This window comes from Paracoccus liaowanqingii (assembly GCF_004683865.2).
GTDB lineage: Bacteria > Pseudomonadota > Alphaproteobacteria > Rhodobacterales > Rhodobacteraceae > Paracoccus > Paracoccus liaowanqingii.
Genome location: NZ_CP040763.1, coordinates 119,908 through 142,400 on the forward strand (window position 1 = coordinate 119,908; position 22,493 = coordinate 142,400).

Sequence of the window (22,493 nt, forward strand, 5' to 3'; positions counted from 1 at the left end):
GCCGCTGGTTTAGGGCGCCTAGCCCAGAAACCAGTGTCTTGCGGTTTTTTTTAATGAAATCCTTTGAGAGATCTTGGATCTTCGAGATCCCGCCTCTCCAAAAGTGGCAATGCAAGGGTGATCCGTGGTTAACGCGTTGCAAAGCCGATCTGAGGCATGTCTGGCAAAAGCTTGCAAATTATTATGATGCCAATAAACGACCGTTTGTAAACGTGCGCAAGTGAGCCGGCATTGTTCTTATGCGGTGTATCTCTAGCAAATGAGGGGCGCTTGCGGGGTATTTGATGCGCACGTGACCATTCAGGAAGATCCTGCAACCGACCCTCTGAAAATACATCAGTGCTCTTCATAAAGGTGCTAAGATGGTGCTTGAGGTTATCTAGATACTGCGTTCAAATTGAAAAAAGAGGCTTCGCTCATCGATCAGATGCCGTCCCTTGCGTAAGCGGGGCAAATTTCCGGGCAGCTCAGTTCAGACAGGCTGCCCCGCGACAAGGTCAGGGAGGAACGGGACGCGTCCAGCCGACTGGTTGAGGCCGAGCCGATCGCCCAGATAAACGAAGAAGGAGATGCCGAGCTTTCGACAGGTCTTCATCAACCCAAGCATGACATCGCGGGCCTGGCGGCCATCAATGCTCATTGTGCCGCCTGAGATCCGCCGTTTGGTCACGCAGGCACGCAGGTCGTTTTCCGAGGCATTGGTGTGGAGTGGAGTTTCCGGCCGCTCCAGCACTTTCAGCAGTTCGTGCTTTCGTCTGTGCAAGCGGGCTAGCAGCTGGTCCAAGTCGTTGTAGCCGGTCAGTTGCGTGAAGATGTTGTCGAAGCGCTTGGCAAGCATGGGGCAGTCTGCCTCAGCAGGGGTCAGCTTCCAGAGCTTCAGATCTCGATACAGTGTCCAGATCTCGTCCCGGATCTTCTCGATCTTGCGTGCCTGTTGGGGCGTCTTTGGCATTAGCTTCTGCAGCAGGCGCTCGGCATGTACCCAACACAAGGCATGATTGGGGACACGGAACTGCCCGGCATCATCGGACACGACCACCGTGTTTTCCATCAGCCCGTAATGGCGCACCGCGCCCCAGAGGGCGCCCTCGCTGACCTCACGCAGCAAGGTTCGGTCGAAGACATCTATGCGAAGTGCTACCAGGTGCTCGTACCAGGCCATCTGCGAGGTCAATAAGGTCTTTGGATGGGCGGCAAGATAAGCGACGACGTCCGGCGCGACTTTGCGACGGCGCATGTAATCGAGCGCTGCATCGTTGATCACGTAATCCTCGCGACCGGCCCGCAAGAGTGACAGGAAATTCAGCCGCGACTTCGAGCGGCCTGTCCGAAACACGGTAAAGTCGGCACCGCCGATCTGTGTCGTGATCCCGTCGCGGCGGGCGTGGCGGGCGCCAGTGTCATCCACGCTGATGAAGGGTGCTGTTGCCAGGCCGGCCCGAAGGACTGCTTGATCCTCTTCGATAAAGCCGTCAAGACGACTGGTCAGGATGCGCACGACCTGCCGCTTGGAGATTTCCATGCCGATCCCGTTCAGGATCAAGGTCAGCCGTTCCGTCGTGACCTGCCCCTGGGCATGAAGGACAAGACAGAACCGGCGCAGGTTGGCGCCAAAACCGCCGAGCAGTCCCGCTGGCAACGGTGCGATGATCGTCTTGCCCTCTGGAGTCAGCCAGCGCTCGCGGCGATAACGGACAACTTCGGACGAGATCGCCAGCTCACGGACCAGAACTGTCTCGTAGCCTTTGAAGCGCGACCCGGTGGGAGCCTTGGTCGTCAGTACCTCTTCGCGGGTGACACGATCCCGGTCGCGCTTGGCACCGCGGCGCCGTGATGGACCGCCAGATTTGCGAACTTCGCGTTCCGTAGCCTTCTCCATGCCGGATGGCTTGAAGGGAGGCCGAGGGGGCAGGTTCTTCAGCCGCGCAATCTCATCGCGCAGTTCCTGGTTCTCCACCTGGAGCGCCGCTTGCGACGTCTCGGCCGTCTCGAGTTGATCGGCGAGTTGGGACACCTGGTCTTCGAGGGAATGAAGCCGCTGCGACAGATCAATGACGAGCCGACGCAAACTGTCGGCGCTCAGCATCTCAAAGGCATCATCTGACGGCAGGCTCATACGATCTTGAATCAGACCAAGATCAAGAGCGCAACGATCATGCCCGGAAATTTGCCCCGCTTACTCAGATGCCGTCCTTAGCTGATCCCCGGCCTTGGCTTGACGCCCAAGCGGCACAAGCCCCCGCACTTGCAGATGCAGCCCGCGATCTCGGGCGGCTGGAGGCCACGTTGCTGGCGCTGCCCGCGGCGGAGGCTACAGGGGCCCGCGAACGCCTGGTCTATCTTGAGGTCGAAGCAATGCTGCGGGCGCAGGGGCTGATGCTGGGTCGAGACGAGATCGGCCGCGAGCTGATGGAGGCCCGCGCAGCATCCGACCCGGAGGCATTGCGTCTGGCGCGGTGGGCTGTCCGCCGGCTGGAAGGGCAGGGGGCCCTGGCGGACCTGCCGGCCTTTCTGGGACTGCACCGCCGGGCTGCCTCCGATGAGCCATCGGCGACCAGCATGGACCTGCGCCTCCAGGGCAGGGAATTCGATGGCGCGGCCGCCGAATTCCTGGCGGCCGTCGATGCCTTTACGGGGCTACATCCGCTGGCACGCGGCCCTGCGGTTCTGGCGCTGTGGCGCATGGCCGAACTGTCTCCACCGGGGCAGGTGGCCGAGCCCGCCGTCTGGTCGGCGCGCCACATGGCGGCAGGGGCCGAAGGGCTTCGCTTCGTCCCTTTCAGCCGGCATGGGCGGCGGGTCTGGACCGGCTATGGTCCGCCCGCGGATCGGCTCGCCACGCATCTTGCCGCGCTGCGCGCCGGCGCGCAGGAAGCACGGGCGCTGATCCTGCGCATCGGGGCCTGGTCCGAGCAGGCCCGGGCCGCCACCGCCGGCATCAAGGGCGACAACGCCGCCCGGGTCATCGGCGTGCTGGCGGCCCGCCCCTTCGTCTCGGCCATGGAGATGGAGACGCGCGCCGGCATCAGCCGCCCCACGGCCGAGCGCATGCTGAAGCGCCTGAACGATCTCGGTCTGACCCGCGAGGTGACCGGAAATCGCAGGTTCAGGCTGTGGACCACCGAAATATGATCGTATCATGCCTTTGCGCTGCAGCACCTCGACTGCAGCCTGGGTGCAGATCCCGCCACGGGATGGCGAAACACCGGAGGGCCAGATAACACGCAAGCCGGACGCGAAGACGCCCCCGCATCAAAAGCCAACCGTTCTGAAAAGCGACAGTCGTCAGACCAACTGGCGCCGGGCCAATCTGTCCAAGTACCGCGCCCATCTCGCCGTGCAACGCGCGCTCATGTCCGGCCAGCTCCAGAAGCAGCCTTGTGAGGTCTGCGGGGCGAGCGTCGTCGACGCCCATCACGACCGCTATGATCAGCCGCTTATTGTCCGCTGGCTGTGCCGAACCCATCACGTCAAGCTGCACCATTACGGCGAGGACATGTTCCCGATTGGAAGTGCGTCGGGAATTCGGGAATGACAGGGTGCTGAGCGCGGCGTATAGCGAGCAAAGAGGTCAGACGGATACCGCTCTTTGCGCATTCCGCGTTGCCTCTTTTCCTACAGCAGCTGGGGTCGAGGACAGAGTGATATCTGATCTAACCTTATGCCAGCCGGGTTTCATGTCTATTGCCTGCTGAAAGGGCCGGAGGCGCAATGCCTTGCCGAAAGAGGTCATATCCGCATCAAAGGCTGATCTGACCGCCGTGAAGCATCTGGGCAGTAACCGGACAGGTAGGGCTCTCCTGTCATTACCGCCGAACAGCAGGCGCATATTTGCCGCCCTGTGTCATTGTGACGGCAGCCTGTGGCCGCTAAAGCACCGAAGCGTTGTTCAATCGTGAAATGGTCTCGGCTACGCCCTCCGCACCGACGGGTTTGCTGATAAGAAAGCCCTGTACCTCGTTGCAACCCATGCTGCGTAGCACCGAGATTTGCGAGGCGGTCTCCACACCTTCAGCGGTGATAGTCATGCCCAGGCTCTGCGCCAGGCCGATGATTGCCCGAACAATCGCCTTTGGTCCTGCGCTTGCCTCATTCATAGAGAGATCGCTCACGAAGCTCCGGTCGATCTTGATCTTGTCGAACGGGTAACTTCGAAGGTAGCTGAGGGAGGAATAGCCGGTTCCAAAATCGTCCATTGAGATGGTGATCCCGAGTGTGCGCAAGGCGTGCAGGAGTTCGAGGTTTGCTGCACTGTCAGCAAGCAGAACGGACTCCGTAATCTCCAGCTGAAGCCGCTTTCCAGACAGCCCACTCTGTAACAGGCTATGAGCAACCGCTTGCAACACATCGCCGGTACGGAACTGAACCGAAGAGAGGTTGACTGCCACGGTGATGCCCTCAGGCCAAGTTGCTGCGTCGTGACAGGCCCTGTCCAGGGCCCAGGCACCGATCTCCACAATTAGGCCCATCTCCTCCGCGACAGGGATGAAGAAGACGGGGGGCACAAGCCCACGAGTTGGATGATGCCATCGAAGAAGCGCTTCAAAACCGTTGACGCGGTTGGTCGCGAGGTCCAACAGCGGCTGGTAGACGAGATGGAGTTCGCCACGCGCGACAGCGCCGCGAAGATCCTGCTTCAGCGCTTCCCGTTCCCGAAAGCTCTGCCCCATGGCGGTCTCGAAAATTCGATAAGTTCCTCGCCCACTAGCCTTGGCTTGATACAGCGCGATGTCCGCATCCCGAAGCATCTCGCCTGCGGTAACATTGGGATCGGAGGTCGAAACGATGCCAATACTGACGCCAACCGCCCCAGGACGACCGTCGAGTTCATAGGGCTCCTGGAGCACCTCGATAATCCGTTCGGCAAGTCTGGCCGCTTCGTCCGGGCTGTCCACATCCGCCACAACGGCAAATTCGTCGCCCCCGAAACGGGCGACAACGTCCGACGTACGGACGCAGCTCTTGAGGCGCTCGCTTACCTCGACAAGCAAGCGATCCCCTGCGCAATGTCCGAGTGTGTCATTGACCGCTTTGAATTCGTCGAGGTCTAGAAACAGCAGCACCGTCGGTTTCTCCGGGCGCGCTGTCACCAGGGACTTCTCTAGTACGTCATACAGGATTGCCCGGTTGGCCAAGCCGGTGAGGGTGTCATGATGCGCGAGATAAAGCAGTTGTTCCTGTGCCCGTTGCCGCTCACTGACATCCTTGAAGAACAGGGATATCCCGTCGGGTGACGGATAAACATGGACCTTGAGCCAACGGTCGTATGCAGCAAAGTATCCTTCAAAATGTTCCGGAACACCCTGACTGAACGCCCTGTGAAAGTATTCTTCAAAAGGAGGAGAGACGAGTTCCGGGACAGCCTCATGGTAGAGTTTACCAATGAGTCCGCGTGCCCCGGGGACGACCTCCAACGCACTGCGGTTGAGGTAGACCACACGTAGTTGTCTATCAAATGTGATCACACCGTCCGTCGTGCTCGACAGCACATTTTCGAGCCGCTGCGCCGATTGTTCAGCTGCCCTCTTGGCCCTTTCCAGCGCGTCCTGTGTCCTCTTCGCTGTTGTCATATCGCGCGAGATGACGAGCAGTTTGTCTGGCTCGCCATTCGGCCCGAAAATTGGCGACACAGAAACATTCCACCATTTGGCGGTACCCTTTGCCGTCGGACAGAAATGAGAAAAATGAGCAGTACGCCCTTGGCGCGCCGCATCAACAGCACATTCGATCGTTTCCCGGGCATCGGCAGGCCACAGACTGGCCCAAACTTGTCCCTTCAGCCGGCTTTCAAAATCATCTATCTCCATCTCCCGCATGCCGGGGCCGTTCATGAACTGAACATGACCATCCAGGTTCACAACGCGGACACAGTCAGGCGTGCTTTCGAGGATGCTCCGGGCAAAGGCTTCGCTTTCGCGCAAGGCCACGTTTGCCATCTTGCGGTCATGGATATCTTCAAGGGTGCCATACCAGCGGACGATCGAACCCCGATCGTTCAGCCTCGGAGCCGCACGGGCGCGAAACCAGCGCCAGGACCCGCCGGTCTGCCGCAACCTGTATTCAACATCGATTGGCTCCCCCGACCGCAAGGCCTCTGACCAGAGGGGCAGGTTCAGTTCGAGATCTTCAGGGTGAAGCGCTGAGGCCCAACCCGTGCCAAGGGCATCTTCGCGCTTCATGCCCGTGTACCGAAACCAGCGCGGCCCTAATTCCTCGACGTTTCCCTCGGCATCGGCTGTCCAGGGGATCTGAGCGTTCAGTTCCACCGCAGACCGATAGTGAGCCTCGCTTTCACGGAGAGCCGCTTCGATCTTCTTTTGGTCCGTGATGTCCCGGCAGGCCCCGTATGCCCTGAGCGGATTGCCTGCTCGATCAAGCATTCTCTTGCCGTCCACCCAAAAGGTCTTCTGAACTCCGTCCAGCCCCGTAAGCCGGTACTCAATCTCCTCACGGCTGCCTTCGACGACGATCCGGTGGAGGGCTTGAGACAACATGTCCCGGTCGTCGGGGTCCGTCATTTCCAAAAGTCTCGGAAGGTCCATTTGAAGCGTGCAGTTCGGGTCCCCCAGCAAGTCGTGCACGTTATCGGACAAGGTGAACTTGCTGTTCTTCACATCGTAATGCCAATAGCCAAACTTCCCGATCTGCTGCGCAGTCACGAACAGCTCTTCCCGGGCGGCGAGATTGCGCTGCCGCCCGGCAAACCGGGCGATCAGGAATGTCAGCACGAAGACGATCGGGAGCGCTACCAAGAAAGCAGTTGCCGCCACGGCCACCACAACACTTCGCGCAGGAATTCCAGCCAGAAGTGGGAAGGTGCCTGTCGCCACCAGGCAGGCCAGAGCCACGGCCCCGCCAAGCGCCAAGGCAAATACAGCGATGATCTGAAGTTTGGATATTGTCTGTCGGGATCTCGGCATGTCGCTCATCGGGTCCGGAATGAAAAAGGGCCGTTAAACACCCAACTCTACCTATAGGCGAACATCAATGGTATACGCTTATTCAAGAGCCCCACGTTTTTTTTGTACATGAAAAATCGCAGCTGTCTCGGGCAGCGTGACAATCGGGTGCGTAAGGATCAGGGCATTGCCGCCCGTTATATCGTTTACAGCAATCTCAATATTTCGGCTGAACTGTCCGACGTCGGTGATTGTAATGGCGCCCTTCCGCAGTTCCAAGGGCAGGGCGATGAAGTGCCCCGCAAAGCATATGCGGGATCCAAGACCGCCTGCGACTAAAAGCTCAAAGTGTAAAATTAATTTTCCAGAGCATTAAATCGACACGGAGAAAGTAAAAACGCAGGGATCGGTGAGGCAAAGGAAGCAAACTGCATGCAGCACATGAGCCAATCTACGCGGAAAATCACTAAAGCATTTTGCGATGCAGCCTTGGGGTGCTTGATGTGTTGGGGCGCTCAATAAAAAGAAAGTGTAGTCAACCATGCGGAATGAGGTGATCATGACAGCCGTAACGCTAGACGATCTGTCTCAGATAATCGGAAATTTCTCTGCTTATCAGCATAACACACGATACCGGACACCCTACGAGAAGCTCATGGGCGAAACTATGGCAGCTAGATCGACCGGAGCGCCCAGAGCCACCCAGCATCTCGACCTCATGTAGTGGAGCAAAGCGTTTCCTGATACTGGAATGCCATATCAAATATCGCAGTAGTAATAAAATTCTAGACATAAAGCCGGAAAGTGGATACGAAGGCCTTCTGGACTTGCAAGCATAATAGCTGAAGAGAAAAATCCTATCTAGGTTTCTTTATTTGGATTGCAATATAATAAAGAAGCATCCAGATCCATTTGGACCGCCCGCACAGTCATACTCCTGCTTGTGACGCTAAGAAAATAGTTATAAGTTATTGAATAAAAGTCGCGACGGCATCATGCCGTCGTATTACGATTAAACGAGGTTTCACATATTGCAACGTATACACAAGTTCCGACTTCCTGTTCAAATCCACTTAGCTGGAGAAAGCGACGTTGTCTTAGGTATCGTTCACGTGCGACAGGATCAGCGAGTTTTGGACATGCTCTGCGACGCAAGGCTATTTTTTCCAGTGGAGACTCGGGAAGGGGTTATTCTGATCAATAAAAATACCGTTACAAAAATTGCCTTGGCAACACGGAAAAATATCGAAAAAATACCAGATGCCTATCCTGAAGTAGATTTGAATGCGCTAGACCGTAGATCTGGAGAAATGAGGGAATTAGACTAAGGAACCTATAGCGTACTATATAAAGCGTATCAAATACGGTTTATGTTTTAGGCGCCTTAAAATTTAAAGAGATTTTCGCTCAGATCGGATGGTCTGGGGATCCAAGAAAATTATCGGTCTGGCGCGTTTTCTGGGGAAGTGCGCAGAGGTCAGGACTTACTGGATAATTTTTCTGGCGCCAACTCTTCATACGCGAATGAGCAGTGCGCCTGGTTTCAAAGATAAAATGACGGCCCAGCCAGCGATAGGTTGGTAAATGCAGATATCACCGATCTCCCGAGGGCGAAGAGGTGCTGACGGATATCTGTTAAACTTACCTTCGTTTGGCCTACCGAACGCACAAGAGATCATTGTCACTCACCAAAGAGGCGTTAATTACGCTTTAGTTAATCGAAGACGCTATGAACCAAGCGCCTTTCAGTGCTTATATGGTAAATCGTCTGGTCGATGACTTTTTCTGGAAGTAGGCGCATTTTTATAACTGTATATCAGTGCCTTTGTTGGCCTTGAAACAAGATAGGCTCCCGCGCTCTTTGGTTTTGTCGTTTAGCTACAATAGTTCCTTAGCAAAGAATGCGAACACGCCCCTCTGCTTTAGCACGGTAGAGCAATTTGTCCGCTTCCCTGATTGAATAATGAATATCTTCGTCTTTGCAAATGCTAACCACCCCACCCGAAAACGTGTATACTATGGAAAGATCTTTGGATCCCTGTTTGGGATTCAAGGCCATTGATTGAAACATACTGAGGCGATGTCGTGCAATGTCAGGCGAGCAGTTGGGCATAAAAAATAGGAACTCTTCCCCTCCAATCCGCCCAAATAGATCAAAGGGTCGAATATGCTTTACCACATTTTGACTAAATGAGCATAAGACTTCATCTCCCACATCATGCCCGTAGAGATCGTTAATTCGTTTGAATTTATCAAGATCAACGACTGCGAGGACATGTTCACCGAACTCAGCTTGGCATGATTGCTTTTCATGCCACTCTTCCAGCCGATCCATGATGTAGCGTCGGTTAGGAACTCCGGTAAGGGGATCTGTCCAGGAAGCACGGCGCGCTGCATCTCGCTCCAAGCGGAGCTTCCGGCTAGACGTGCGAACTGTTGAAATATCGGTAGCATAAAAGAGCGTCACTCCTTCGGGGGAGACTGTTTCCGTTATCCATATCCACTTTCCACCATGAAGTTCAGCTTCGAATGACCGATATTTTAAAACTGCACGGCGCGCCAAAGCCTCTATGAGCCACGCCTCAATATCATCGGTCTCCACAACTGGTCCGCGCTTCTGCTCGTAATTTAAGCGCATAATATCTTGCCAGTGATTTTCGGTGTTTGGATCACAATAGTATGCTTGGCAGTACGCAGGATTTGCCAGTAGCAATCTATAATTCATGTCAAAAGCGGCGATTAGATCTTCGGAGTGAAAAATGAGTTCTGAAAGTATGTTCCAGTTTCTCTGGCGCAAGAATCTTTCAATTGCCGACATTTGTATTATCCTGCAGGAGAATGCCTATCCTTGACACAACCTTGACTTGCAGACAACTCTTTTTATTTCCGCGTTTTTTCCTATTTTTTTTGCACCTCCAGTTCATCGTCGCTCGATTGGCGAAACCAATGAGGTCGTGTCTTGCAACATGCTTTGCGATAGCATGATGCCAAGTTGCCCCGCACGGTTCGGCAGGATCCCCGGTGGTAGTGTCGGAGGCCGCGCAGAGTCTCCTTAATGTAGTGTAGTGCAGCGCGCGGCCGTGGGGGAGACGCCGGCGGCTACCGCTCCCCTCCGGAGTATATTCCGGTTGCGACATCTGGAAGGGACAATAAAGATGACGATGACCAGCGATGGAATGGCGCTGATCGAACTGGCTGAGAGCAGGCAGATGGCTAACTCGTGCTTAAAATGTTGGCGATCACTGCTGAGCGCATTATGGAGGTCGAGGTCGAGGCTCGGACATCCTTCCAAGTTACTAGTGCGTCTGTCAGCGCGGGGATCTTGATTGTCATGCCATCTTTCGAGCGCCGGATGACCTGGCTCAGAGTCCTCCCCATGCGTCCTTTCGATGACAGTGAACTTTAGCGATGGTGACTTCACCCATAGTGTACTTAGGTCTGGTTCGCCCGTTTGAGCACCGAAAATGGGCTTGAGTACCTCGGCGTTGCGCGAATCACTGAACTGCTGGAAGGCTTGGCTTTAATCACCGAAACGTGCTGGCAGACCCAGTAAGGGACAGCCTGTCATTCCAATTTTATTAAAACATTTTAATATCGTTTGCGATATAGAGTATGTGCGCAAAATCGATGACCATTCAAAACTTAAACAATTTATTATACTCGCCCTCAGGCGGGCCGTAACTATTCCCCACCAAATTCTCTAATCCACTGCGATCGACGATATGAATTTCACCTCGCTCTGCATGTATTAAGCCCTTGCCCACCAGTGCTAGGGTCGCCACCGTAACGCCGGATCGCCGAACTGCCAGTATTTTAGATAGGAGTTGATGGGTTATATCTATTCGGTCGGAGAGCACCCTATCGTGACACATCAGGAGCAACCGGGCGAGCCGTCTTTCAATATTGTCAAATCTGCTTGCATATGCATTGTAGGCCGTTTGCGTGATTAAAGATTGAGTAAATTTTAGGAAGTGTCGTTGTATTGTCCAGCTTTCTCTTACCAAGCCTTTGTACGCCGTGGTATCGATTTTTGCAGCACTTCCCGAAATTCGAACATATAGATAGGTTGATGGCACCTTCGCATTCAGTAAAACAGAAGCGCCTGACATACCTTCAAATCCAAAAAGTCCAGTCTCAATGGTGCACATTAGGTGTTCTGAGGAGACAGCAACTGATACGACTCCGGACGTTGGGAAAAGAAGACATTCCACCGCCCTTTGTGGAGTTTCAAGTATCATTCCCCGATGAAGCGAGAACTTAGAGGTATAAGGCGAAGTCAAAGCCTGATCTTCAAGGGAAAGTGTGGACAGAAGAGTGTTGCGCCCTTCGAATCGGGGCAATTGTTTTGGCATGCTGCCCTCTTCTGGAAAAATTTTGCGCGGTGTTTCTTTATACGCCCCGCAGTCGAGGTGAGAGCCGCTTAGCTACAACTAACCTAATCATAGAAATATTGCATGGCATATTTTGGTACGTTACCGCACCTCCCTGCAAGTAAACGTCCTTTATTAGCGAAAGTACTTATTCTTTAATTTTCTTTGAAATTATCATCCAACTATTCAAATTCGGGTCGCTCAGCTCTAGAATGCACCAAGGCTTGGTGGAAGTTCGAAGCTTTATCAAGTTAAGATTCGCAAAAAAATAAAAGTATAAAACTGAAGACGCTCTTGATCGGTAGCGGCAGGTGCGCGACGGGTGGCTATGCGGACGAAGCTGCCCGGTCAAGCGCGGCTTGCGCGAAGTTTTTTGGAGCGTGCTCTATCAAGCTTCGTCGGAGCTCTAGTCTCATCAAACGGTTGCTTGAAATCGAATGCTGCTGGTGAGGCACCATTATCGTGTAGATGTTCGTGCCGCATGACGCCCTCGGCCCAGGTCGGATAGCCCTGTCCAGTATGCCACCACATTACCAGAAGCGGCCATTGTGGCCTTTGGAACCATTCCCGACCGCGTCTGAGTGCGGCGGCGTGCAGGCCAAAGTAGGTGAACGAAAACAACGACTCCATGTTGGTCCAGAGGGAAAGCGTCGCCGGGGACCAATCATCACATGTTTCACAATAGAACCGGGCATACACCTCAAGACCCCAAGGACTTGGACCCGGGTCAGACGCATATCCAGACCGAGCGATGAGGCTTTCGGCCTGATCAACTAACTCGAAGATTTGGTCGTTGAGCTTCCGGAAACCGTCATTGGCTGGGCCCTCTGCCAGGGCAGCGAACATGCCAAATGTGTAGAGTGCCAGTGCCATCTGAGTATCTCGACTGGTGAAAGTCTTCTTCGAAATAACAGAATCGGCCGATAGCTGAAATGGGCTCCTTGGGTCGATGCCCGGTCCCGACACTAGCGTCCGCTATGCGGGACAATTATTAGCTGTCGTTCTCTGTCAGAACTTAGTGTCCGTTTTCATCATTTAACTGTTTGTTCGTATGAGTTCTAACCGACCTGTCCCGCAATACGTCGCCGGATGCGGGAGAGGCTTTCAGGCGTCAGACCAAGGTAGCTTGCAATCAGGTATTGCGGGACCCGGCGGGCTATTTCGGGCCGCGTTTCGACAAAGAGGCGATAGCGATCTTCGGGTTGCAGGGTCAGCAAACGGCTAGCCCGGCGTTGCGAGCCGACAAGGGCCTCTTCCAGCATTAGCCGCCCAAACCGGTCGATGGCGTGGTCGGCGTCGTAGCCCGCGTTTAAGACCGTGCGAGGCAGAACAATAATAGAACTGGTTTCCAGCGCCTCAAAGTTCTGCTTTGCAGGAACGCGAGCCAGAAAGCTCTCGGCGTCCGTGACGACGATCCCTTCGTCAAAGAACTGGCCCGTGCGTTCTTGTCCGCCGTCGTTTGGGTCATTGAAGTAGTAGCGCAGCAACCCCTGATGGACGAAAAATACTTCATCGGCGACAGTACCCGCACGCAAAATGTGATCGCCTTTGGACAAAATACGATGACGCGCTCCGCGATGCAGCCGCTCCATCGCGGCGGCGCAGGGCACCAGCGGCGCAACAGCGGTCTTCAACCTGTATGAAAAGGCCGCAAGCGCGGTCTCCCGCGTCACTTTGCCGGTTTCTATGTTTGTGCGTCCCACCACGCCAAGGTCTCCTTCAGGGCCGTGCCCCAATCCCGATCTTGCCGCCCGAAGGTCTGATCAAATTGTGTCTGATCGACGACAAAGGAATTGTCGAACATGTAGCGCATTTCGACCAGCTCGCCGGCAGCAGGTTGAAACAAACCCACAATCCGCAAAAGCCATGAGGGCGTGCTCCGGATCTTTGTTGGCGCGTCACCGTCAGGTGTCGCCATCTGACAAATCTCCCGCACACTGACCGGCGGCAAGGCTGGCAGATGCCAGGCCCGACCCCATGCAAGCGGTGTCTGCGCAAGCGTCACATAGGCTGCAGCAAGGTCGGGTAGATACGCAAAGCTGTGCGGCGCATCCGGATTCCCGGCCCAATCGACAGCCTTGCCTGCCAAAAGCGCGGACCAGAACCGGCCCCCCAAGGCAGACGCGTGCACACCGGGGCCGAAGAAGTCGGTCGCCCGACCCGCGACGCATTTGGCGCGGCCGGACGCATGCGCCGCCAGGAGCTCTCGCGATAACCGCGCCCGTAACGCGCCTTTGCGGGTTGTGGCGCTCAGCGGCATGTCTTCTGTCAGGGTTCCGGCCACGCCATAGCCATAGAGGTTCTCAACGGCGACAAGCACGGCGCCTGTTGCCTCGGTGGCAGCGACCGCTGCCGCCTGCAGGGCCGGAAATGCCGCAACCCACTTGTGATAGGGCGGGGCCGCGCAGTGGTAGATCGCATCTGCCCCCGCGCATGCAGCAATGGTTTGCTCTGCGTTTGACAGGTCCGCTTGCGCGCTGCCGATGCCAGCCCCTATGGTGCGGCCGTCACGTGTGATGACAGTAACGTTCCCACCTTTCGCGGCCAAGGTTTGTGCAATGGCGCGGCCCATGGGCCCAGCCCCGAGAATGACAGAATGAGCTTGCTTGGTCATTTCAGCCGCCCTCACGCTTTGCGCCAGATGGTGACGGCCAACGCAACAGTCCAGAATTGCCACAGAATGCCCGAAAGAGTCAGCATGAGGGGCGACTCGATCCCGACAACTGACAGCAAGGTGGACAACAGCAGCGCCGCAGCCCCGAAGCCGGTATAGCCGATCAGCGTCCAGCCCTGGCGCAAAGCAGCGACCGAGATCACGATCGTCCAGACAGCCGAAAAAAAGCCAACACCCATCAACTCACCCACGCCACCCGCGTAAGCATTGAACGCCTCGTAGACGACTGCGATGGCATCCTGCGTGGCTCCGGAGGCCGCAGGGTCAGTGTAGGCTGTTGCCAAACCAGGCATCAGGAAAAGCCACCGGGTGATACCGAGCGCCTTGGCAAATCCCGCCAAGACCCCGAGTGTGATGACGGCCTGTCCCATCGTGCCATCAAGGCTCAAAGCATCCCGCAGCAGGATCGCCAAGGGGATAAGGGCTAAGGCGTGAATGAGGTAGCTGAGGTAGCCGGCGAAGACCGCGCCTGACTGGTCCAGAATCAGTGGCAAGATGATCGCAGGTGGTTCGTCAAGCGATGCGGGCCAGTTGATCGAGGGGGCAAGGATGAAGAAGGCGCCCCACATTGCTGCAAATTGCAGAAGGATGAGACCGACAGTCCCGGTCACACCGCTGCGGATGTCAGACGGATGTAATCTGAGTGCTTGGGTCATAGTTTTGCTCCTTTAGAATAGGGTGACTGACGTGCCATTGGAATTGTGTGACCGGAGAGCGCTCCGGTCATTGATGTGGGGTAAGATCGTCACCGCGGCGGAAGGCCATCTGACGCGCGCGCTAGAGTGAACAGGGTCAATCCCGCCCAGCCACCTGCCAGCGGCAGCGTCAATACAGCGACGATACTCGACGGCAAGATTGCCAACAGGATCACCGCCCACCGTGCCACTGTCTGGCGGATGTTGCGCGGGCTTGGATTGACACACAAAAGAAGCCCTGCAGGCGCTTGAACAGAAGCGCCAAGATGTTGCTGGCCTGCGTCATATCTGGATCGCGAGGCGCCAACCTTTCATGGCCAACCATCTGGAGCGGCTGGCTTTCTTGATGAGACCGGGCTCAAGACCAACATGACCAAGACCACCGGCTGGTCGCCTTGCGGGCAACGTTTCGTGGATCATGCGCCGTTTGGACATTGGCGGAGCCAGACCTTCATTGCAGCGCTGCGCCATGACAGGCTGGACGCGCCTTGGGTGAGCGACGGGGCGATGAACGCTGAGATGTTCGAACTTTATATCAAAACTCAACTGGTCCCGACGCTCCGGGCCGGCGACGTCGTCATTCTGGACAACCTCTCCAGCCACAAGAGCCCTGCCTGCTGCGGCTGCACTGCATGATATCGGCGCGTGGTTCTTGTTCCTGCCGCCATACAGCCCCGATCTCAATCCGATTGAAATGGCATTTGCCAAGCTCAAGGCTCTTGTCAGAAAAGCTGCCGCACGGACCTACGATCAGCGATGGGCCGCGGTCGGCCAAGTCTGCAACGTGTTTTCCGACGAGGAGTGCTACAGCTACTTCAAAGCCGCAGGGTATGAGGTTGATTGAGTGCAACCGGCTTTAGTACTACAGTTGCATATGAATTCGATGTTTGATTCAGTCGTCCTGCGAGAATGGGGGGAGGGCTCATGTCGATCTCGGATTGGGCAGGATGTCTTGAAGATTGGGCTGACAAGCTTGATGAGCTGAAAGCTTTTCTTGCGCCTTCCTTCGGGCGCTCTGAACAGCGTGCCTCTGCAGCCGCCTTCATTGATGGATTGCTGTCCGGTGCAGAGCGTAAAACCGGCTGGATGCTTTCCGAGGAAGCTGGTTTATCGCAGCCTTACCGTATTCAGTCGTTGCTGGGCCGATCTCGGTGGTCGGCAGACGGTTTTGGCCAACGGGTTCGCGGCTATGCGATGGATGCACTTGCAGATCCTGATGGCGTTCTGGTGGTCGATGAGACTGGATTTTTGAAGAAAGGCACCCATTCAGTCGGTGTAGGCCGCCAGTATTCGGGCACAGCGGGGCGGATCGAGAATTGCCAGATCGGTGTGTTTGTCGCCTATGCCAGCCGATGGGGCCACAGTCTGATCGACAGGCAGCTTTATTTGCCGAAGAACTGGGCCGAGGATCCCGTGCGACGCAACAAGGCGCAGGTTCCGGAGGATATCGAGTTTGCAACCAAGCCCGCCCTGGCGCGCGAGATGATTGCGCGGCTGCTGGATGAAGGCACGCCTTGCGCTTTCGTGCTGGCGGACTCCGTCTATGGGTCTGACCGGCGCTTCCGGCGCATGCTGGAAGACCGAGCACAGGCCTATGTCTTGGCGATAAGGTCCAATCACAGGCTGCGGTTCTTTCAAGAGGCCGGGCTTCTGGAAACCGATCCTGCGACAATGATTGGTGAGCTTTCCGCCGATGCATGGCAGGCCCTGCCTGCGGGCGAAGGCACGAAAGGGATGCGCCTGTACAGATGGGCACGTATTCCGCTTGGAGGTATAACCCGCAAAGGCTTTGCACGGTGGGTGCTGGCACGATGCAGCCTGAGCGACCCTCAGGCGGTTACGTACTACTTCGCTCATGCTTCGGCCGATAGCTCACTCGCAGACCTCGCCGCAGCGGCCGGATAGCGCTGGACGATTGAAGAATGCTTCCTGCGCGCAAAGGATGATCTCGGACTGGACCATTGCGAGGCCCGTTCCTGGCACGGCTGGCATCGCCACATGAGCCTCGTCATGGCCGCCGCTGCCTTCCTGGCGAAACTCGCTGCCGATCAACGACGTGCGGCCTTTGAAAAACAGAACGAAAGGAGTCCGGTTCCAGCTCTGAAGGCACGGTTGCACGCTTGAAGAATACCCTCACGACCTCCGAAATACGCAGGCTGATCTCGAAGCTGCTTCTGAGGCCAGTGCCCGCGATTGCCTTTATCCGGACCTGGTCCAGATGGCGATGCCGACACCAGTTGAACGCGGCAGTCTCACACCGCAGAAGCCAGCGTTATATGCAACTGTAGTATTGGGTGCCTGAGGCACGGATGATGGCCAATACGTTGCGCGACGTGCCGCAATCAGGGTTGTGGTGAACGACGATCACAGCGCTGTTCTTTCTGGAAAGTGGGCACGGGTGTGGTTGGCGAATGCCACCAGGGTCAGCATGACCGGAACCTCGACCAGCACGCCGACAACCGTGGCCAAAGCCGCGCCGGAATTAAGACCGAACAGGCTGATCGCTACCGCTACGGCCAGCTCGAAGAAATTGCACGTGCCGATCATCGCTCAGGGAGCGGCGATGCGGTGCGGAACCTTCATCACGAAGGCTGCGCCATAGGCTAGCGCAAAGATGCCATAGCTCTGGATGATGATCGGCACGGCGATCAGCGCGATGATCAGGGGGCGGTCGATGATGGCCTCGCCCTGCAGGTCGAACAAGATTGCCACGGTGGCGATCAGGCCGGTCACCAGCGCGCAACACAGAGCGGCGATTGCGAAAATCTTGCTCATTCGGCGCTTCCTTTCTTCAAACGAAGCTTGCATCGCTCCACGTCTTTCAGAAGTTTGTTCTCAGCCATGCAACAGTGCCGCCAGAACTACGGGCTGATGCTGATGTGCATTGGGTGCCGTTTCCCGGCCCGTCTTTCACTGGCTGGAACCGCCGCAGGGGCATGTTATACCAACGGCCCTAAGCATTGACCGCTTTTGCGTATTCACGCGTAGCAATTGATCGGACGCGCTCGGGGTCGTTTGCGAAGGCGTTCCACGCGTTGCAGCATCGGTCGACGATGTCTGCGTAGGTGTCAAAGACGGTGATGGCGAGGCAGTTTGCGCGCAGATAGGCCCAGATGTTCTCAACCGGGTTCAGCTCGGGCGCATAGGGCGGAAGCGTCACGATGGTGATGTTGTCGGGGATGCGTAGAGCACTGGAGTTATGCCAGCCGGCGCCGTCCATGACGAGCACGGCATGGGCGCCCGACGCGACGGTTTTTGCGATTTCAGCGAGATGAGCGTTCATGGCCGAGGTATCGGCACGTGGCATGACAAGTGCCGCGGTCGTGGCGCGCGATGGACAGACGGCGCCGAAGATATAGGCCCATTTGTAGCGGGTGTCGCGCGGCGCACGAGGTCGGGTTCCGCACTCGGCCCAGGTCCGGGTGAGCGTCCCCTGCTGGCCCACTCTGGCTTCATCCTGAAACCACACCTCCAATGGCTTCCCGTGCGCCGTCTCCGGTAGGGCGGCCTTTACCGTCGCGGCAAAGTTTTTTTAAATGCCTCCTGTGCCAACGGGTCGGATTTGGGGTGCTGTGGGCGCACCGACAGGCGGCGAAAGCCAAGGGCCGCCAGCTGTTTGCCGACCGTCCGCTCGTGCATGGCCACGCCGAAGTGATCTTCGATCTTGCACTTGAGATCGACGCAGCGCCAGCGGACCACCCCATCGGCCTCAAGGTCAGGCCCTTCACGGACCATCCGGGCAAGTTCCGCTTTCTGCTCAGAGTTCAGGAGTGGCGACGGGCCTGCCGAATACCGGTTCGACAGACCGGCGATCCCCTCGGCGTTGTAGCGATGAACCCAATCGCGCAGGGTCTGCCGATCCATGCCGCAGGCCTCCGCCGCCGTCTTGCGATCCGCGCCCTCCAGAACAAAAGCGATCGCCAAAATCCGCCGCACCGCTTTTGCATCCTTTGTGCGCGCCGCCGCCGCCCGAAGCTCGCTTGTCGACATATCCGTTCGAGTGATCTCAATCGCCATCAGAACCTCCATCTCTTGATGGCAATGATTCAGATTTTCAGGGCGAAGGGGATCCCGCACGAGTCAGAGATCAGGGCTGTTGGTATAAGATAGCCATCGAGGCGCGGACGTAAAGTTTGCCTTGCTGCATCGAGTGATATGATTGCCAGTGGCTGCTTCGTCCGCATAGCAGCCCCTCAGCCGCCGCCTTCATCCGTTTGCGATGCGGGACGGAGCTGCTGTTGCTAGGTGAGCACCTTTTCGAAGTAAACTCGGTTGAAGCCGTCCTCGGAGTGGCGGCCCACTTCGGCATATCCAAGCTTTGGGTAGATCGATAGGTTTTCGGTCATCTTCTCGTTTGTGTAGAGCTTAACGGCACCTAGACCCCGTTCTCGCGCGGCATTCTCACAGAAATTGACGAGTTCCTTCCCTACACCGCGCCCAGCTGCACGAGGAAGGACAGCTACACTCTCGAGAAGAATATGCCTTTCTTCGGCATAAAAAACGATAAAGCCCTGAAATCCGCCTTGGTCATCTATCGCAACGAACACGTCGCCGTCAGCGATCTGAGTAGCAAAGTCAGCGACCATCGGTGTCGGTTTTCGTCCGATCAGTTGAACATACCGCTCATACGCCTTTTCAGCGCATTCCCTAATCTGCACTTCATCGTGGGCCGTGGCCTGCCGGATCATGTCGCCCTCCTGAGATACAGCAGAGACGATATTGAGTTGTCAGGACGTCCACAGCAATGACCGCAGTGGGCTCCTCGCGTCGATCTGTTCATGTCCTGTGATAGTCTGCTTTCTATGCGATCGAGGTCGCCGCACCCAATTCAATTGTCCCCGCCTTGCGACTGGTTGCCGCGCGCCAAGGAGGAACGTCGGTCATCCAGCCAGCGCTGAACTGTCTTTCAGAGCCAAATAGAAGGCAGACTTGCTGACCTTCACGCGGGTGGCGGCCTCGCGCACGTTGAGGCCGGACGCGATCAGCTGACGGGCACGTGCGACCTTCTCAGCGGTAAGGGCAATGGGACGACCCCCATTCCGCCCTCGTGCCGCGGCAGCTTTCAAGCCTGCGCCAGTTCGCTCGCGGATCAAATCACGCTCGAACTGACCAAGGGCTCCGAACAGGTGGAACACAAGCCGCCCGGTCGGGGTGGTGGTATCGATGGTCTCGGTCAGGGACCGAAAGCCCACCCCCCTGCCTTCAAGTTCGGCCACGGTCTGCAGCAGATGGGTCATCGACCGGCCAAGCCGATCGAGCTTCCAGACGACGAGCGTGTCACCCTCCCGAAGGAAGGAGAGTGCCGCATTCAATCCAGGGCGTTCCGCCTTGGCTCCAGACACCCCACGATCCTCAAAGATGCGCGTCGCGCCTGCAGCCTTTAGCGCGTCGAGTTGAAGGGCGAGATCCTGTTCGGAGGTGGAGACCCGCGCGTACCCTACGAGTGACATCGTATTTCCTTGCACAGTGCAGTTTTGAGCGCCTGACTCCCGCAAATGTCCACAAACTCATCCAGTAATCAAGTTGTCCGAATACTCATTTCAAACCTTGTTCATGGACAACTTTCAGATGCGTCCGGAAAACGTCCGTTTGATGGACATCTGATCAGACAGAATAGCGATATCACCATACGTTCTTTGACATCACCAAAAGCTTGCGATATCACCTGGCGGATAATGTTATCATGGGGAAGACTGACATGGGAAACATGATGATCCGAAACCTGCCTGACGAGATCCACGATCACCTTCGGGAGCAGGCATTGAGCAACCGGCGAAGCCTTGAAGCAGAGGTCCGTGCGATTTTGGTCAACGCCTACGTCGCGCGCCACACAGGAGGTTTCGGGCAGAGGCTTCGGTCCCGGTTCCAGGACATGGGCGTGATCGGTGATGAGCTGAGCCGACCACGCGACAAGGTTGTTGGTGACGCTGCTGACTTCTCATGATCATCTTGGACACGAACGTTCTGTCGGAGGTCCAGCGGCCTGCGCCGGACCCGAACGTCATGGCTTGGCTTGACGCACAGGAGCCGGGCAATCTTTACGTGACCGCCATCACGGCCGAGGAACTGTTGTTCGGAGCGTTCATCTTGCCTACCGGAGATAGGAAGACTCGCCTTGTCGGGACGATCGAAGCGATGCTGCAGGACGATTTTGCCGGACGCATCCTTCCTTATGACGGAGCGGCATCGCTCTTTTATGCCATGCGCGTCTCAAGGGCCCGAGAGCGGGGCGTCTCCATAGGCCACGCCGACGGACAGATCGGGGCCATCGTTGCAGCACAGCAGGCTGCCAGTATCGCCACCCGCGACACCGCACCCTTTCAGGCCATGGGTGTCGGCGTCATCAATCCCTGGGAATACCAACCGTGAATAGGGGGCAGGCCGCCTCTGCGCGATGATCCACCCCGTAACCATCTGACCTGCTTCAACTTGGACACGGCCACATAATCCACCAGACTTTACAAAGAAAGACAATCAATACCCACCAATCTAACGTTGATTTCCACAATGGGTTTTTTCGCGTCTCAAGGGTCATTTAGCGCTGCACATGGGGATCGCAAGAAAATCGCTCTTTTTTCTTGCAGCTCCACCGTCGTCATCCGTGTCGAGACACGCTGTCACGGGCGATTCAAAGACTAAAACCTGAACAAAGCTGCCTCATAACGAGGCTTCGGAGGGAAGCAGGTCAGAAGCAGGCCCACGAAAGACTGTCCCGATCCTGTTGGGACAGGCTGTCGCGGGCCTGCCGGATGTCAGACAGGGCTTTCGCTTAGCGCGATGGTGGTTACTCGGTGAAGTGATCGCGCAGGAACCGGGCTGTCTGATCGACCGCAGCCATGGCAGCGGGGGTTTCCGCGATCGGGTTCAGCATCATAAAATCGTGCAGGGTGAAGTGATACCGCGTCGCCTCGGTCGGCACACCAGCCTGGACAAGCTTCGCGGCAAAGGCTTCGCCTTCATCACGCAGCACGTCATTGGCATCGGTGATGACCAGTGCCGGGGGCAGGTCCTGCAGGTCCTCGACCGCGTGATTCAGCGGCGAGATCATTGGATCGGCCGCATCCACGCCTTCGGGCAGGTAGGCGTCCCAGAACCATTCCATCATTGCCTTGGTAAGCCAAGGACCCTCGGCGAACTGGTCGTATGACGGGCTGGTCAGGTCCGCGGTGGTGACCGGATACAGCAATGCCATGGAGTCCAGCTCTGGGCCTCCCTCAGCCTTGGCCATTTGGGCAACGACGGCTACCATCTGGCCGCCGACCGAATCCCCGGCAAGGGCCAGCTGGTTCGCGTCAATGCCCATGTCCGCCGCGTTCTCGGCCACGTGTTGCAGAACGGCAAAGTCCTGCTGCAATTGGACGGGGTGCTTCTGCTCGGGGGCCGGCGCATATTCGACAAAGACGAATGCCGCCTCGGTCTTGTTCGCCAGATCGCGCATCAGCCGCTCATGCGTCGTGAAATTGCCCAGGATCCAGCCGCCGCCGTGAAAGTAGACCACACCGGGAAGCGTCTCGCCTTCGCTGCCTGCGGGGCGGACCACATGAACGGTCACCTCACCAGTCGGGCCGATCGGCAACGTCATCTCTTCCACCATCGCGTCCGGCATCTCGACGTCCGCGCCGGTCTGGGTGTCGATCAGGACCTGGCGGGCCTCTTCCGGCGGAAGCGTGTTGACGGCAGGGGCACCGGCCAAGCTGTCGATGAAGGCCTGCGTATCTGGCGACAGCACCGGGGCGTCCTGGGCTCCGGCCGTCAAGGGCATCAACGCGGACAAGGCAAGCCCGGCAGTCATCGTGCGCAAGGGAAAGGTCATTTGAGTTCTCTGTTCCTGGGGGTCGCCCGCCACCGCGTCGAT

19 protein-coding genes and 3 pseudogenes are annotated in these 22,493 nt (G+C 56.8%); 8 read left to right on the plus strand and 14 right to left on the minus strand.

The window, feature by feature from the left end; translation table 11 throughout:
• Positions 1–472: 472 nt before the first annotated feature.
• The gene (locus tag E4191_RS20305; RefSeq protein ID WP_139616095.1) at positions 473–2,116 is read right to left on the minus strand and encodes an IS66 family transposase; all 1,644 of its coding nucleotides are present in this window, start codon (positions 2,114–2,116) and stop codon (positions 473–475) included.
• Between the two features lie 170 nt (positions 2,117–2,286).
• Between E4191_RS20305 and E4191_RS20310 the strand changes: the two genes are divergently transcribed.
• The gene (locus tag E4191_RS20310) at positions 2,287–3,132 is read left to right on the plus strand and encodes a Fic family protein (RefSeq protein ID WP_176562825.1); all 846 of its coding nucleotides are present in this window, start codon (positions 2,287–2,289) and stop codon (positions 3,130–3,132) included.
• An 85-nt stretch (positions 3,133–3,217) separates the two neighbouring features.
• Complete coding sequence (locus tag E4191_RS20315; protein WP_139616283.1) at positions 3,218–3,535, plus strand: hypothetical protein; 318 nt, start codon at positions 3,218–3,220, stop codon at positions 3,533–3,535.
• A gap of 334 nt (positions 3,536–3,869) precedes the next feature.
• Here E4191_RS20315 and E4191_RS20320 read toward each other — a convergent pair whose 3' ends face one another.
• Positions 3,870–6,929, minus strand: a complete 3,060-nt coding sequence (locus E4191_RS20320) for a sensor domain-containing protein (protein WP_139616195.1) — start codon at positions 6,927–6,929, stop codon at positions 3,870–3,872.
• A 1,001-nt stretch (positions 6,930–7,930) separates the two neighbouring features.
• Here E4191_RS20320 and E4191_RS24935 point away from each other — a divergent pair.
• Entirely contained in the window at positions 7,931–8,227 is a 297-nt protein-coding gene (locus E4191_RS24935; protein ID WP_407947095.1) for a DUF6812 domain-containing protein, read from the plus strand.
• Positions 8,228–8,790: 563 nt separating this feature from the next.
• Here E4191_RS24935 and E4191_RS20325 read toward each other — a convergent pair.
• From E4191_RS20325 to E4191_RS20350, 6 genes are all read right to left on the minus strand, one after another.
• Positions 8,791–9,717 carry a sensor domain-containing diguanylate cyclase gene (locus E4191_RS20325; protein ID WP_139616196.1) on the minus strand — a complete coding sequence of 309 codons (927 nt, stop codon included), beginning with the start codon at positions 9,715–9,717 and terminating at the stop codon, positions 8,791–8,793.
• A gap of 817 nt (positions 9,718–10,534) precedes the next feature.
• Positions 10,535–11,251: a Crp/Fnr family transcriptional regulator gene (locus E4191_RS20330; protein ID WP_139616197.1), complete on the minus strand. Its 717-nt coding sequence runs from the start codon at positions 11,249–11,251 to the stop codon at positions 10,535–10,537.
• Positions 11,252–11,617: 366 nt separating this feature from the next.
• Positions 11,618–12,142, minus strand: a complete 525-nt coding sequence (locus tag E4191_RS20335; protein ID WP_139616198.1) for a DUF3291 domain-containing protein — start codon at positions 12,140–12,142, stop codon at positions 11,618–11,620.
• A gap of 185 nt (positions 12,143–12,327) precedes the next feature.
• Positions 12,328–12,975 (minus strand): Crp/Fnr family transcriptional regulator, encoded by a 648-nt coding sequence (locus E4191_RS20340; RefSeq protein ID WP_135819075.1) that lies wholly within the window; start codon positions 12,973–12,975, stop codon positions 12,328–12,330.
• Positions 12,954–13,883: an NAD-dependent epimerase/dehydratase family protein gene (locus E4191_RS20345; RefSeq protein WP_139616199.1), complete on the minus strand. Its 930-nt coding sequence runs from the start codon at positions 13,881–13,883 to the stop codon at positions 12,954–12,956. The genes E4191_RS20340 and E4191_RS20345 overlap by 22 nt, the downstream gene beginning before the upstream one ends.
• Positions 13,884–13,894: 11 nt before the next feature.
• Positions 13,895–14,599: a hypothetical protein gene (locus tag E4191_RS20350; protein ID WP_139616200.1), complete on the minus strand. Its 705-nt coding sequence runs from the start codon at positions 14,597–14,599 to the stop codon at positions 13,895–13,897.
• A gap of 327 nt (positions 14,600–14,926) precedes the next feature.
• Between E4191_RS20350 and E4191_RS24640 the strand changes: the two genes are divergently transcribed.
• From E4191_RS24640 to E4191_RS20365, 3 genes and pseudogenes are all read left to right on the plus strand, one after another.
• Complete coding sequence (locus tag E4191_RS24640) at positions 14,927–15,274, plus strand: transposase (RefSeq protein WP_407947096.1); 348 nt, start codon at positions 14,927–14,929, stop codon at positions 15,272–15,274.
• A gap of 1 nt (position 15,275) precedes the next feature.
• Positions 15,276–15,482, plus strand: a complete 207-nt coding sequence (locus E4191_RS24645; RefSeq protein ID WP_269436684.1) for a transposase — start codon at positions 15,276–15,278, stop codon at positions 15,480–15,482.
• 80 nt (positions 15,483–15,562) lie between these two features.
• A pseudogene (locus E4191_RS20365) lies at positions 15,563–16,762 on the plus strand (IS701 family transposase).
• Positions 16,763–16,928: 166 nt separating this feature from the next.
• Here the strand turns inward: E4191_RS20365 and E4191_RS24365 are convergent.
• The 5 genes and pseudogenes from E4191_RS24365 to E4191_RS20390 all read right to left on the minus strand — a co-directional run.
• Positions 16,929–17,006 (minus strand): annotated as a pseudogene (locus tag E4191_RS24365) (arsenate reductase (glutaredoxin)); the annotation flags it as partial.
• Positions 17,003–17,371, minus strand: a pseudogene (locus E4191_RS20375) (arsenic resistance protein); the annotation flags it as partial. The pseudogenes E4191_RS24365 and E4191_RS20375, both read right to left, overlap by 4 nt.
• Before the next feature lie 220 nt (positions 17,372–17,591).
• Positions 17,592–18,658, minus strand: a protein-coding gene (locus E4191_RS20380) for an IS630 family transposase (protein WP_139616284.1) whose coding sequence is annotated in 2 segments (ribosomal slippage) — positions 17,592–18,172 and positions 18,172–18,658 — 1,068 coding nt in all. Because the reading frame shifts where the segments join, the coding sequence is not laid out codon by codon here.
• 221 nt (positions 18,659–18,879) lie between these two features.
• On the minus strand, positions 18,880–19,326 hold the full coding sequence (locus E4191_RS20385; RefSeq protein WP_139616203.1) for a GNAT family N-acetyltransferase: 447 nt from the start codon (positions 19,324–19,326) through the stop codon (positions 18,880–18,882).
• Between the two features lie 192 nt (positions 19,327–19,518).
• A complete protein-coding gene (locus tag E4191_RS20390; protein WP_139616204.1) occupies positions 19,519–20,088 on the minus strand; it encodes a recombinase family protein in 570 nt (189 codons plus the stop codon).
• 248 nt (positions 20,089–20,336) lie between these two features.
• Here E4191_RS20390 and E4191_RS20395 point away from each other — a divergent pair, with 248 nt between their 5' ends.
• Entirely contained in the window at positions 20,337–20,582 is a 246-nt protein-coding gene (locus E4191_RS20395) for a FitA-like ribbon-helix-helix domain-containing protein (RefSeq protein ID WP_135816572.1), read from the plus strand.
• Positions 20,579–21,007 carry a type II toxin-antitoxin system VapC family toxin gene (locus E4191_RS20400; protein ID WP_135816573.1) on the plus strand — a complete coding sequence of 143 codons (429 nt, stop codon included), beginning with the start codon at positions 20,579–20,581 and terminating at the stop codon, positions 21,005–21,007. Before E4191_RS20395 ends, E4191_RS20400 begins: the two co-directional genes overlap by 4 nt.
• 415 nt (positions 21,008–21,422) lie before the next feature.
• Here E4191_RS20400 and E4191_RS20405 read toward each other — a convergent pair whose 3' ends face one another.
• A complete protein-coding gene (locus E4191_RS20405; RefSeq protein WP_407947097.1) occupies positions 21,423–22,451 on the minus strand; it encodes an alpha/beta hydrolase in 1,029 nt (342 codons plus the stop codon).
• Positions 22,452–22,493 lie beyond the last annotated feature (42 nt).